This window comes from Clostridium rhizosphaerae, from assembly GCF_016765585.1.
Lineage (GTDB): Bacteria > Bacillota > Clostridia > Clostridiales > Clostridiaceae > Clostridium_AT > Clostridium_AT rhizosphaerae.
Genome location: NZ_JAESWC010000001.1, coordinates 419,913 through 432,274 on the forward strand (window position 1 = coordinate 419,913; position 12,362 = coordinate 432,274).

Annotated in this window: 13 protein-coding genes, 1 pseudogene, 1 riboswitch and 1 other annotated feature; of the genes and pseudogenes, 3 read left to right on the top strand and 11 right to left on the bottom strand. The window is 36.2% G+C overall.

The window, feature by feature from the left end:
• Nucleotides 1-228 precede the first annotated feature (228 nt).
• The 6 genes from ppsA to JK636_RS02120 form a co-directional block, all read right to left on the bottom strand.
• A complete protein-coding gene (gene ppsA, locus JK636_RS02095) occupies nt 229-2,841 on the bottom strand; it encodes a phosphoenolpyruvate synthase (protein ID WP_202747176.1) in 2,613 nt (870 codons plus the stop codon).
• Between the two features lie 326 nt (nt 2,842-3,167).
• Nucleotides 3,168-4,100, bottom strand: coding sequence for a DUF2935 domain-containing protein (locus JK636_RS02100; protein ID WP_202747177.1), 933 nt, complete (start codon nt 4,098-4,100; stop codon nt 3,168-3,170).
• Between the two features lie 188 nt (nt 4,101-4,288).
• Nucleotides 4,289-5,029, bottom strand: a complete 741-nt coding sequence (locus tag JK636_RS02105; protein WP_202747178.1) for an ATP-binding cassette domain-containing protein — start codon at nt 5,027-5,029, stop codon at nt 4,289-4,291.
• A gap of 98 nt (nt 5,030-5,127) precedes the next feature.
• Nucleotides 5,128-5,811, bottom strand: a complete 684-nt coding sequence (locus JK636_RS02110) for an amino acid ABC transporter permease (protein ID WP_202747179.1) — start codon at nt 5,809-5,811, stop codon at nt 5,128-5,130.
• Nucleotides 5,812-5,823: 12 nt separating this feature from the next.
• A complete protein-coding gene (locus tag JK636_RS02115) occupies nt 5,824-6,642 on the bottom strand; it encodes an amino acid ABC transporter substrate-binding protein (protein ID WP_202747180.1) in 819 nt (272 codons plus the stop codon).
• A 21-nt stretch (nt 6,643-6,663) separates the two neighbouring features.
• Nucleotides 6,664-7,809: a trans-sulfuration enzyme family protein gene (locus tag JK636_RS02120; RefSeq protein ID WP_202747181.1), complete on the bottom strand. Its 1,146-nt coding sequence runs from the start codon at nt 7,807-7,809 to the stop codon at nt 6,664-6,666.
• Nucleotides 7,810-7,909: 100 nt separating this feature from the next.
• Nucleotides 7,910-8,157: a binding site (T-box leader), on the bottom strand.
• A 128-nt stretch (nt 8,158-8,285) separates the two neighbouring features.
• Between JK636_RS02120 and JK636_RS02125 the strand changes: the two genes are divergently transcribed.
• Nucleotides 8,286-8,621, top strand: a complete 336-nt coding sequence (locus JK636_RS02125) for a YnfA family protein (protein ID WP_202747182.1) — start codon at nt 8,286-8,288, stop codon at nt 8,619-8,621.
• A gap of 40 nt (nt 8,622-8,661) precedes the next feature.
• Here the strand turns inward: JK636_RS02125 and JK636_RS24095 are convergent, their stop codons facing one another.
• Together JK636_RS24095 and JK636_RS02135 are read right to left on the bottom strand one after the other, a co-directional pair.
• The gene (locus JK636_RS24095; protein ID WP_202747183.1) at nt 8,662-8,778 is read right to left on the bottom strand and encodes a DUF1540 domain-containing protein; all 117 of its coding nucleotides are present in this window, start codon (nt 8,776-8,778) and stop codon (nt 8,662-8,664) included.
• A 166-nt stretch (nt 8,779-8,944) separates the two neighbouring features.
• Entirely contained in the window at nt 8,945-9,373 is a 429-nt protein-coding gene (locus JK636_RS02135; protein ID WP_202747184.1) for an LSm family protein, read from the bottom strand.
• A 205-nt stretch (nt 9,374-9,578) separates the two neighbouring features.
• On the opposite strand from JK636_RS02135, the gene JK636_RS02140 reads away from it, so the two are divergent.
• Nucleotides 9,579-9,854, top strand: a complete 276-nt coding sequence (locus JK636_RS02140; protein WP_202747185.1) for a YmaF family protein — start codon at nt 9,579-9,581, stop codon at nt 9,852-9,854.
• A 63-nt stretch (nt 9,855-9,917) separates the two neighbouring features.
• On the opposite strand, the pseudogene JK636_RS23505 reads toward JK636_RS02140, so the two are convergent.
• Both JK636_RS23505 and JK636_RS23510 read right to left on the bottom strand, forming a co-directional pair.
• A pseudogene (locus JK636_RS23505) lies at nt 9,918-10,166 on the bottom strand (Rieske 2Fe-2S domain-containing protein); the annotation flags it as partial.
• Between the two features lie 105 nt (nt 10,167-10,271).
• Nucleotides 10,272-10,511, bottom strand: coding sequence for an FAD-dependent oxidoreductase (locus JK636_RS23510; protein ID WP_338025721.1), 240 nt, complete (start codon nt 10,509-10,511; stop codon nt 10,272-10,274).
• A 310-nt stretch (nt 10,512-10,821) separates the two neighbouring features.
• Between JK636_RS23510 and JK636_RS02150 the strand changes: the two genes are divergently transcribed.
• Nucleotides 10,822-11,277, top strand: a complete 456-nt coding sequence (locus JK636_RS02150) for an acetylglutamate kinase (protein WP_202747186.1) — start codon at nt 10,822-10,824, stop codon at nt 11,275-11,277.
• A gap of 48 nt (nt 11,278-11,325) precedes the next feature.
• Here JK636_RS02150 and JK636_RS02155 read toward each other — a convergent pair whose 3' ends face one another.
• Complete coding sequence (locus JK636_RS02155; protein WP_202747187.1) at nt 11,326-12,057, bottom strand: TMEM165/GDT1 family protein; 732 nt, start codon at nt 12,055-12,057, stop codon at nt 11,326-11,328.
• Between the two features lie 124 nt (nt 12,058-12,181).
• A riboswitch (yybP-ykoY riboswitch) is annotated at nt 12,182-12,340 on the bottom strand.
• Between the last annotated feature and the right edge of the window lie 22 nt (nt 12,341-12,362).

The window sequence follows — 12,362 nt, forward strand, 5'->3', positions numbered from 1 at the left end:
AAATATGAGAATAAAAAAAGAATAGATTTCTCTATTCCATGGTTATTAACCTATTTTGTCTCTATCCTTGCAACGCTCTCCACATTGTTTTGATAGAATAATGATACTGTTACGTGGAATTACCATTTAACATAAAGGCACACCCCCTAAGATTAAGGAGGTGTTTTGAAATTTACTTTTATACTTTCTGTTTTATAATTAATTTAAGAAATGCATTGGAAAATTAAATTATAGTATTTCTACATACCCTTCTGTTCCGTTCACCCGAATCCTCTGACCATCTTTTATCAGTTTGGTAGCATTTTCTACTCCTACAACTGCTGGCAGACCATATTCTCGTGCGATTACTGCACCATGGGTCATCAGCCCACCAACTTCAGTAACCAGGCCTTTTATGGATACGAACAATGGTGTCCAGCTAGGGTCAGTAAAGGATGTGACTAATATATCTCCATATTCTAAATCAGCGTCTTCCATGTTTAAAATGACACGTGCTCTTCCTTCAAAACTTCCTGAAGAAACAGGCAGACCTGGTATAGCGCCCTCCAGTAGATTTTCTCGTTTGTATTTACCTATTATAATTTCACCATCAGAAGTAATAACACGCGGTGGAGTTAGCTTTTCATATAATCTGTACTCCTCTTTTCTCTTGTTTATGATTTGATAATCTGGTTTATTTCTACGCATAACTTCACGAAGTTCTTCAAAAGTTAGATAATATATATCTTCTTTTTCATGAATAACCTTATTTTTTACCAGTCGATCAGCTTCTTTAAGCAATGCCTGTTTGTAAACAAAGTAGCGGCTAACCATACCGTATTTGGGATATTCCCGATAGCCGATGAAATTTCGGATTAGGTCAATCATTCGTTTTGTCTCTTTGGCCTTTTGTTCACCATCCGGTAACTGCTTTAACCGTTCTAATAACTCTTCTTCCTTTTTCAAAGCTTCCTGTCGCCCTTGCTCAAATTTTCTATTGCCGGCATTAGGCTCAAAATTTTTGATATTGCTTAGAATCATAGGAACAAGTGTAGTTGGTTTTTCACTGAAGCGAGGTCTAGTAATATCAATTTCTCCACTGCATCGCATCCCATATTTGTCAAGATAAGATAGGATTGCATCGTGAACTTCTCGCCCGCCATCAAACTTAACAAGTTCCTCTAAAAAATTATCGTCTTTTACATGCTGCAAATAATTAATTACTTCTGGATAAGGACGAATCACATCTGATACATCCATTAACGCCAAGCCCATTTCCGAAGTAATATTGTTTGGTACAGATTGTGAAAGGGTATCTGCTGCGTTTTTCTCACCCAGCCACTCCTTCATTTTTTCATTGATCCAGTATGAAGCATTTATAGCAGCCATAAATACAGCTGTACTTTGCGGGTTAAATAAGATGCTCTTTAACTCCTCTATATCTTCGAATATAAAATCTATTAAATCTGCTCCTGATTTCCCTTGAATATTTTGTTTTAACTTTTCTATGGAGCTTTGACTTTTCTTAATCAGATCAGAAACGATTGAAGGGTCAAAGTCTATTTGTACCTCCGAATTTGCAGGCGTCCTAACTTTATTGCTATTACCTAAGCTCTGTTCCTCTTTATCATTTGATAAACATTTTATGAAATCACGCTCTATTATTGTCATAAGTGCGTCTTCCATGAGAGGATCATGCTGCCCCATGTTGTTTAATAACATTTTTCTGCTGTCAGGTGAAGCTATCATTTGTGTCACATCAACAAATAACCATCCGCCAGCTTTAGTTCTGTGGCCAAAAGATATTAACTCCATTAAAGACATTCCCAATGGTTTCAAGGGATCTGTCATCATTTGTTGATGTCCAACAGATAAATAAACGTGTTTTTCCTCATTATTTACTTCAGGTATGGGGAATAAAGTAGTGATTGGGCGGCTCTGGACAATATAAAATGTATCATGAGCCAAACACCATTCGATATCCTGAGGGCAGCCGAAATGTTTTTCAATATTTCGGCCCATATGAGTGAGGGTCAAAATCTGCTCATCTGTTAGTGCTTGCTTAGTCTGCATCTTTGGATCAATCTCCCTTTTTTCAGTACCGCCTTTATCTACGGCATAAATAGCCAACTTCTTTGTGGAGATTCTCTTATGGATAACCTTGCCACTCTGCACTTTATAATTATCAGCATTCACAAGGCCTGAAACCAAAGCCTCACCAAGTCCGAAGCTTGCATCAATGGATAACACCTTCCTATTAGAAGTTATGGGATCAGCAGTAAATAAAATTCCTGACACCTCAGGAAAAACCATCTTTTGGACGACCACAGACAAATGAACTTTACGGTGATCAAAACCGTTTTGAATACGGTAAGTTACTGCCCTTTCTGTAAACAGTGATGCCCAGCACTTGCTGATATGCTTTAAAATTGCCTCTGTTCCGATAATGTTCAAGTAGGTATCCTGCTGGCCTGCAAAAGAAGCTGTCGGCAAATCCTCTGCTGTTGCGCTAGAACGCACGGCATAGGAAGCACTTTCTCCAAACTTTGTGAGATAGCCTACAATCTCTTCTTCTATATTCCTAGGAATAGATATTCTTTCGATAACATTACGAATTTTTTTGCTGACTTGAGCAACTTTTTCTCTATCTTCTAATCTAAACTTAGATAATTGATCTAATAAAGCATTAAACTCCTGATTATTTTCAGTTATCTTTTTGTATACCTCTGTAGTAACACAAAAACCCTCCGGCACTAGGACACCATTAACCTTGGATAACTCCCCTAGGTTGGCACCTTTCCCACCAACTATGGAAAGCTTTGTTTTGTCAATCTCCTGAAAGCTAAGCACGTATGGATTCATACATATTCCCCTTTCTTTTTTAGGTATAGTTGAAGCAATTCTCTGTAGAGTTATTTCTGTTCCTATGATACACACAAAAGACGCAGATTATAAGCCTGTAATTTAAAAATTATATATGATATAATAATAGTGGGGGAGATTATATTCTCAGATAGTTGAAATCTAATAACTTCTTTATATAAACAAAAGGTCAGCCAATGCTTATACATATTATTGGCTGACCTTTTCAATATACTTAATTTTTATGTTAAACTTCTATCATTGATAACGAGCTGTATTATCAGCATTTAATTCCCTGATTAAAGTTATCTATTTTTTAATTATATTTATTCTACCTTGCCTTTTTTAAAATCCTTCAGCATTCTTATATAATGATTTGCCTCTCTGACCACATGGTCTCCCAAAAGCGGGAATGCAATGGACCTAATTTGACACTGTATTAATCCTTCAGTACCCTGCCTCTTAAAATTACGAATATCTACAGTATTCTTAAGGCTCCTATCTGTTACCTCTGGTAGCAACCCCATATCCTTGGACAGATTTTTTGCTTCAAGAGTAAGTTCATCAAACTTCTTTCCAAAGTCATTAGCAGTATCAAACAATTTCTCTTCAGTAGGATCTAATAGTCCTCTTATAAACTTAGAGTGTTCAGCCATAATTCTGTTCCAGAAAGTTTCCTGATAGGCAGCCTCTCTTGCTATATCAAATTCTTCTCTTTTTTGAAGCATAGTAAGCATTCTTAAATAGAATTTAGCTTCTCTTAAAATATGATCAATAAGCAGCGGATAATTTGTTGTAAACATTCTGCAGGATAAAACATTTTGAAGAAGATTGCTTTTAAAGCCTGCTATCTGCTGTGCAGCTCTAATAGCTCTGTTATTTAAATCTTCTACCATCCTTACTGTATTCATAGTAATATTACCTGGACTGCTTTCTGCAAGAGCTGCCTCCATTCTAGTTATGTTTGGATCAATTTTTATGTTAGTATAAAATTGCGTTTCTCTTTCTGCAGCTAAAGTCAAATCTGTCACTAATTCACCTGAATTTGCAACTTCCGGACTGATTATCCCATCTGACATATTAATAGTTTCTACAAGCAGCTGACTGAATATATTCTTTAGCATTTCAGATTGTTCAATAAACTGCTGGTCTCTAGGAGTAAAGCCTGCCTCTAAGAAAATAGAGTGCTCTTTAGCTATTCTCATAAAGAATAAGTTTAGTTCCAAGGATTGTCTTACAAATTCATTGTTTGATAACATCCCAAACCCCCAAATATTTAAATATCATAATATAATATGACTGCGCAGAATATTATATTACTGTAATATGATCTAAAACTCCGATATTTTTCTTATTACAAGTTCTATACAATCTAATCTAATATTGTTAGCCGCAAATAAAAACAGGCTAACCACAATAAGCAACTATGGTCAGCCTGTTTTCTAATTTAATCTATCATGCTTAAAAACTGTTTCAATCGTTCATTATTAGTATTCTCAAAAACTTGCTCAGGGGTACCTTCTTCAACAATTACTCCTTGATCCATAAAAATTACTCTATGAGCAGCTTCCTTTGCAAAACTCATCTTATGTGTAACTACCACCATTGTCATTCCCTCATTGGAGAGATCTTTCATTACTTTTATAACCTCAGCTGCCAGTTCTGGATCTAAGGCTGAAGTAGGTTCATCAAAAAGCAATACTTCAGGTTCCATTGCCATAGCACGTGCTATAGCAACTCTTTGCTGCTGACCTCCTGAGAGCTCATGAGGATAGCTGTCTTTTTTATTTGAGAGGCCAACTTTTTCAAGCAGTGCCACTGCTTTGCCATATGCCTCCTGCTTTGATCTTTTTAAAACTGTAATCTGACCTTCAATAATATTTTCTAATGCGGTTTTGTGCGGGAAAAGATGAAAACCCTGAAACACCATTCCAGTGTTCTTTCTTAAAGCAATAATATCTGTTTGCTTTAATTTTGATTTTCCATCAATATTCAATTCATTCTGTCCTATCTTTATGGTTCCGCAGTCAGGAGTTTCAAGCAGGTTCATGCATCTTAAAAGAGTTGTCTTGCCTGAACCTGAAGGCCCTATTATAACTGTAGTTTCCCCTTTTGCCACTTCTAAATCAATATTCTTTAATATAGTATTTTCTCCAAAGCTTTTATATAAACCTTTAACTGATATCACTTCTTTTTCCTCCTTTTGTAGGAAACACTGGGTAGTTTAAGCATGCTAGTTTCCACTCGCAAACTACCCGTAACAGTCCATTTAGGACTGTTACCTCCCTATCTAGCTACAAATCTATCAAGCTTTTTTTCTACTCTGCCTTGTACAGCACTTAAAATTGTACAGAATATCAAGTATATAAATGCTACTTCAACGTACAATAAAAGCGGTTCATAGGTGGCCGCTGTAACTCTTTGCGCCACTTGAAACATTTCTGTAAGTGTAATTGAGGCTGCGAGAGAAGTATCCTTTATAAGACTTATAAAGGAATTAAAAAGCGGAGGTATTGATACCCTGGCAGCCTGAGGTAGAACAATTCTTTTTAATGTTTGAGTATGCGTCATACCAATAGAAGAAGCTGCCTCCCACTGTCCCTTTGGTATTGATAGTATTGCAGCTCTTATAACTTCTGAGCTGTATGCCCCTACATTTATTGTAAAGCCTATAATTGCTGCAGGCAGTGGATCTAGAATTATATTAACTTTGGCCAAGCCGTAAAAAATAATAAACAACTGTACTAATAGTGGAGTTCCCCTTATTATCCATACATAAAATTTAGCAAGTGAAATAAGAGGTTTAACCTTTGATATCCTTGCAAGTGCAGTCATTAGACCAACAACCAGGCCTAGTGCAAAGGAAATCAACGCTACTGGAACAGTAAAGGCAATGCCAGCCTTAAGCATTGGCCAAAAGGAGTCCAATGCTATTTGTATTAGTCTTAAAGTTCTATCATCAAAATTCATATTATCACCACATTATTTGGATACGTCAACACCAAACCATCTCTCAGAAATTGTTTTATAAGTTCCATCTGCTTTTATATCAGCTAGAGCCTTGTTGACTGCATCCACTAATTCCTTGCTATCTTTTCTAAACATTAATCCACTGGAGCTTGCATTGTCTTGCTGAGCAGCTATCTTTACTCCTGCATCTGGCTTTTGCTTTAATAGATCATAATAGGATAAACTATCATTTATAGTAGCATCCGCTCTCTTAGCTAATAATAAATCTATAGATTGATTAAATCCTTCTGAATTTACTATTTCTGCTCCATTAGTTCTAGCTATATCAGCATAGTTGCTTGTCATTGATTGTGCAGCCTTCTTACCTTTTAAATCTTCAAATTTTGTAATGCTATTGTTGTCCTTAGCTACCACAAGTACTCCTCTTGAAGAAATGTATGGGTCAGAAAAATCATATTTTTCTTTTCTCTCTGGCTTTATTCCAACTTCATTTGCAATCATGTCAAATCTCTTAGCATCAAGCCCTGCAAACATTCCATCCCACTTTGTTTCAACAAACTCGGCTTTAACCCCTAGACGCTTTGCAACCTCCTGAGTTATTTCCACATCAAATCCAGTTAGCTTTCCGTCTTTGTCATGGAAGGTAAATGGTGCATAGGTTCCTTCTGTTCCAACAAGAATTTTACCCTGGCTCTTTACTGTTTCAAGTAAATTTTTTGGTGCAGTTGTACCTGCGTTGTTAGACCCATTATTTTTTGCAGAGCATCCTGTAAAACCTGCAACTAAAGTTATAGCTAATACAGCACTTAAAAATATATTTCTCTTTTTCATCTTAATTTCTCTCCTTTAAAATTATTTATTGTTTTGCTCTAAAGCATTTTTAATATCTTCTATTATGTCTTCAGCACTTTCAATGCCTACTGACAGTCTAATTAAATTATCTACTATACCAACCTTTTGTCTTAGCTCATAAGGTAAAGCCGCATGAGTCATGGAAGCTGGGTGGCATACAAGGGATTCTACCCCTCCAAGGCTTTCTCCAAATGTTATCAATTCAAGGCTTTCAAGAAAGCTCTTATAATCATAGCCTTCCCTAAGTACAAAGGAAATCATACCTCCAAAGCCTTTAGCCTGAGATTTTTGTATTTCATGACCAGGGTGACTCTCAAAGCCTGGATAATGGATTTTCTCTATTTCCTCTCTGGTACTTAAAAATTCAGCAACTATCTTAGCATTTAAATTATGCCTGTCCATTCTAACTGCCAAGGTCTTAATTCCTCTTATGAGCAGGAAGGAATCGAATGGTGCTAGTACTCCTCCTGTAGAGTTTTGTATAAAATGAAGTCTTTCAGCTAATTCTTGGCTATTTACAACAACAAGCCCTGAAACTATATCACTATGACCTCCTAGATATTTGGTTGCACTGTGAATGACTATATCCGCTCCCAAAGAAATTGGTTTTTGAAGATATGGGGTCATAAAAGTGTTGTCAACTATTGTGTAAAGGTTGTTTTCCTTAGCTATCTTAGCTATTTCTTTAATATCTGTTATATCCATTAAAGGATTTGTAGGACTTTCTATAAAAATAGCTTTTACAGCATCATCTACTGCATTTCTTACTTCATCTAAATCTAAAGTATTAACTACTTCATAGCCTATACCAAAATGCTTAAACACCTTGTCTATCACTCTAAAGGTTCCACCGTACAAGTTATTTGGAATAAGGATTTTATCTCCTGACTTAAACAATGATAATACTGCTGTTGTTGCCGCCATTCCTGAACCAAATGCAAATCCTGCATATCCCCCCTCTAAATCTGAAATGAGCTTTTCCAGAGCTTCTCTTGTTGGATTCCCTGTTCTAGAATATTCATAACCTGTATTAACTCCAAATTTAGGCTGCTTGTAGGTAGAAGTTTGATATATCGGCACGTTTACCGCACCAGTATGCTTGTCTCCATCTACTCCTCCATGAATTAATAGCGATTCAATTTTCATATCCGACCTCCCTGTTTTTTCTGTATATAGAATTTGATTTATTACATAAGATGAAAATGAAAAATCCGGATTAAAAACAAAAAACTCCTGCCTCTAAATACATAGAGGCAGAAGTTATATTCTGCGGTTCCACTCTAATTAACACGACAAAAAATCATCATGTTATCTCATTCACTCAGGTACATTCATACCCTAACGCTTTAACGCGCGTACACGCTGCCGTCTACTATTTTTCGAGGCAGTGCTCAAAGACGCATTCACACAGTTTACACTCAAAATCCCTTTCAGCCAAGGGGATTTCTCTCTGTCAGTTTAGCCTATGCTACTATTTCTTATCTCAGCATTTTTATTTTCATCACGTTACTATCATAAAATACATGAGTACTTTTGTCAACATTATTTTCGATATTTTTACTATGGTAATTTTACCCGTATAACACTCGAAATAAACTCATTACATAAAGTGGACTATACATATGAAAATAATAAAATCGCCATTTTACCTTATTTTAGCGGGTATATTTGAAATAGGAGGAGGATATCTTGTTTGGATATGGCTGCGTGCTGGTAAAAGCATTTGGTACGGAATTGCTGGAGCAGTAGTATTAATCCTATATGGAATTATTCCAACATTTCAGCCTCCAAATACAAACTTCGGAAGAGTTTATGCAACTTATAGTGGAATATTTATTGCTCTTTCATTTTTACGTGGCTGGAAAGTGGATAATGTACTACCTGATAGATTTGACTTAATTGGAGAATGGATTGCATTAATTGGTGTTATTATTATAATGTATGCCCCAAGATGTTGAATGCTCACCACTGCAAACATTACTGATATTGCAGAGATAGTTAAAGGTGGACCTCTATCATCGCTTCCGAACAGTGATCACCAGACATATAATGGTAGCAAGTATTTACAATACATTTAATTCCTTGATCTTGGTAATCCGTTTTTTCTACTCCCATCCTATAATGTCACTGTCATGTATCTAATAAAATGGAGCCAATCGAACTTTTGCGATTAGCTCCCTACTTAGTGCACTTATTTAATAAGGATGAGTTTTCGCCTCAAAATAGACTGAGTCTGGGCATGCCGAGGAGATTACAGATACTCTCTCCTGGTCTTATTCTTTTACCAGCCGCTGCCTACTGCATTATGGACAAAGGAAGCAATTCTATCAATTGGAATATCAACTATTGAGCCAAGAGTACGACCAGAGCAGTCAAATCTATTTCTTTCTCTATCTCTATCTCTATCTCTATCTCTGTCTCTTCTATTAAACTCTTCTATACCTTGAAGATTCTCGTTTTGGAAATTTTCTTCTCCAAATTCCTCGTTTCTGTTAAAACTGCGTCTTTCGTGTCTCTCATCGCAGCAGTTTCCCAGTGCGCATCCAGGTGCTGATCCTAGCTGAGTTATTAACCTAACAAATCTATCATTTACAGAAGCTAGAACGCCGGTAAAACCCCTTCCAGATTCTCCACCACTAGTTGTAAATATAGTAACAGTTTGTCCTATGTGACGAGCTAAATCATTCGCAAAGTTAAGTCCATTTGGCATATTCATTTCCTCCCTTTCCATATATATGTTGAGCACTTTGGCTCGCTATATATTATGACACTTATCCCATTTTGACACTATTTTATTGGTATACTTCCATTTAAAAATATACTTCAGTGCAACGATTATACTCAATTATCTAAGCACAATCAAAAATATATATCACATACTATATAAGTATGAGCAATATTAAAGGAGTGAAAAAATGTATCATACTCATCACTATTCAGGCTATACTACAGTCACCGATGGCCATAGTCATAGATATGATGGCGAAACCTCTGCAGCCCAAACTGGAGTACCACATATTCATTATATAGTAGGCTATACAGATTTTGCTGATGGCCACAGACACTATTATGCAATGCAAACAAGTCCGAATTATCAGGTGCCTGGCGGTCATATTCATTTTATTTCTGGCCCGACCTATATAACCGAGCAGCATTATCATTTTATGAAAGATAAAACCAGTGTAGATTAGATTACCTACTTCCTTCCTAATCCAAAAGAATTTTGGCCTCTTAATTTTCAAGAGGCCTAACCATTAAAATATATTAGGATCCTTCTCGTTTTTTCCTTCTCCTAAATGCTTTAACGGAAGAAATGCAGGACCTTCTACATTGTCACCATCATAAGTAAACCTTGAACCGTGACAAGGGCAATCCCAAGTTTTTTCTGCTTTGTTCCAAGTTAGTTCACAGCCTATATGTGTACAAGTTATATCTACAACATGAAGCTCTCCCTGCTCATCACGATAAGCTCCAACCTTTTGTCCATCCATAGTTACAATTTTTGCTTCACCATTTTTATTTCAACATCTTTAGGAGCTGGATAGAGCTTGCCTCCCACAAGATTTTCTGCAACTTCTAAGTTACCTGAAAGGATCGTATACTGGAGCCTATGGACTTTCTCCTTTAATTATTAGGTCAGTAATTATCTTTGCTGCAGCTGTGTTATTGGTCATTCCCCACTTTCCAAATCCAGTTGCAACAAATAATTTTGAAGTATTAGAAGTTAGATATCCAACATAAGGTACATTATCTACTGTTACATAGTCTTGAGTACACCATCTATATAATATGCCCTGTAGATCAAAGGTTTCTTTAGCAAACTTGCCTAGATTATCATATTTACATATATTATTTTTCTGTCAGTAGCATTAACAACACCTCAAACATAATATAGTAATAAAGTCATAAAAAGTGGTGATAGTTATGTATTTATATGAAGCAAAACCCCAATACAATGATGACAATCCTTATGTTTACCCTAGTTTTTAGGCACCTTAGTACTGCGGGACTAATTTTATCTGTCCCTTATACAGACACTACCTTATAAGAAATGATTTCACTTCATCAAGAATAACTAATCCTCAATTAAAGTTATCAAACAAAATACGTGAACTTTAGGAACAGCATACTGTATGGACAAGAGCTACCATTGTCAGCATGGTATTTGATCTTCCAGATGTGAATTTCGTTACTAACAGACTTCTTCAAAATCCTAAAGACTTTGGAAATGTGTTTAGAGTGTACTATGGGGATAGGGCTGACTCGAGGCTTAGAGATTTAATAAGAAAGCACCTAATAATTGCCGCACAGCTTGTGAACGCAGCTAAAGCTGGAGACAATGCGGCTGCTGCCGAAATCGAGAAAAAATGGTATGCAAACGGTGATGAAATTGCCACCTTCGTTGGCAGCATAAATCCTTATTGGTCCGCGGAAGATTGGAAAAGGATGTATCGTACACACCTTGGACTAGTAAAATCAGAAGCTGTTAATTTACTTACTAAGAATTACTCAGCAGAGACCTCTACTTATGATGAGCTTGAAAGCCAAGCCTTAGAAATAGCTGATATAATGATACATGGAATTGTTAAGCAATTTCCGCAAAAATTCAAATAAAACATATAAAGGACAAACGATAATTCAAATCGTCTGTCCTTTTAGTTATTAATTAACTGTTTCAGAAGAACAGCTCTTTTCCTTATCAGCAGAAACTTCCTGCCCAGACAGTGCTATATCGCATACCTGACCATAGTAAGCAAACTTTACTCCAAACAAATAAATAAGTACTCCCAGAGCTACAAGGAACAAAATTATATAAACCGGAGTTAAAAATGCTGCAGGCACTGATTTATATAAAGTTAACGCTCCAAAAAACATAAATATTATTCCTGCTACCCATTTAATATATATTTCAGGTATATGTCTGCACATCCAAGCTCCGCCTATAACACCTATGCCGTCTGCCACAAGCATACCTGCTGTTGTTCCCATAAGTATTAAAAGGGGCTTTGAATTTTCCGCAGCTATACTTATAGTCATAAGCTGGGTTTTATCTCCCATTTCAGCCATAAAGAAGGCAATAGCTACTGTTACTATAGGCCCAAACTTTACTTTTTTCTCTTCTTCATCATCTAGTTTATCTCCACGAATTGTCCAAAGACCAAAAACTAAGAAGGCAACTGCCGCAACAATCTTTACTATATCCATAGGTATTACATTACCTAAATAACTTCCTACTGCAACTGCTAATGCGTGATTCAAAATAGTTGCAATTAGAACACCCATCATTACTTGCTTAACCTTGTATTTGCTGGCCATAGCCATTGCAAGAAGCTGCGTCTTATCCCCCATTTCCGCAACTACCACCAATAATAATGCCTTAATAAATGATGCCATTTGTCATCCTCCCAATTAAATAATTTCAGTTCTAAGCCAACTCCCCCTCCTTAACTCAAATATTTATTTTTAAAATAAATAAAGACTTTCAGCACAATATAACATCCTGCTAAAAGCCTTACTTGATACTTCATTTACAGCATCAAAAAAGACTTCTAACACAATGAAAGCATTGTGTTAAAAGTCTCACTTAACTAAATTAGTTACGATAAAGCCAGACCAAAGGTCAGTATGTTGACTTTATCACCTTTTTTCAAGGCAGCTACTCCCTTTTAACGAAGTTATTTAATTTACATTAAAATTAT

Bases quoted from the DNA above. Each gene is read 5' to 3' on its own strand.
- ppsA (WP_202747176.1), bottom strand. From the start codon at position 2,841: ATGAATCCATACGTGCTTAGCTTTCAGGAGATTGACAAAACAAAGCTT.
- JK636_RS02100 (WP_202747177.1), bottom strand. From the start codon at position 4,100: ATGTTATCAAACAATGAATTTGTAAGACAATCCTTGGAACTAAACTTA.
- JK636_RS02110 (WP_202747179.1), bottom strand. From the start codon at position 5,811: ATGAATTTTGATGATAGAACTTTAAGACTAATACAAATAGCATTGGAC.
- JK636_RS02115 (WP_202747180.1), bottom strand. From the start codon at position 6,642: ATGAAAAAGAGAAATATATTTTTAAGTGCTGTATTAGCTATAACTTTA.
- JK636_RS02120 (WP_202747181.1), bottom strand. From the start codon at position 7,809: ATGAAAATTGAATCGCTATTAATTCATGGAGGAGTAGATGGAGACAAG.
- JK636_RS02125 (WP_202747182.1), top strand. From the start codon at position 8,286: ATGAAAATAATAAAATCGCCATTTTACCTTATTTTAGCGGGTATATTT.
- JK636_RS24095 (WP_202747183.1), bottom strand. From the start codon at position 8,778: ATGGGAGTAGAAAAAACGGATTACCAAGATCAAGGAATTAAATGTATT.
- JK636_RS02135 (WP_202747184.1), bottom strand. From the start codon at position 9,373: ATGCCAAATGGACTTAACTTTGCGAATGATTTAGCTCGTCACATAGGA.
- JK636_RS02140 (WP_202747185.1), top strand. From the start codon at position 9,579: ATGTATCATACTCATCACTATTCAGGCTATACTACAGTCACCGATGGC.
- JK636_RS02150 (WP_202747186.1), top strand. From the start codon at position 10,822: ATGGTATTTGATCTTCCAGATGTGAATTTCGTTACTAACAGACTTCTT.
- JK636_RS02155 (WP_202747187.1), bottom strand. From the start codon at position 12,057: ATGGCATCATTTATTAAGGCATTATTATTGGTGGTAGTTGCGGAAATG.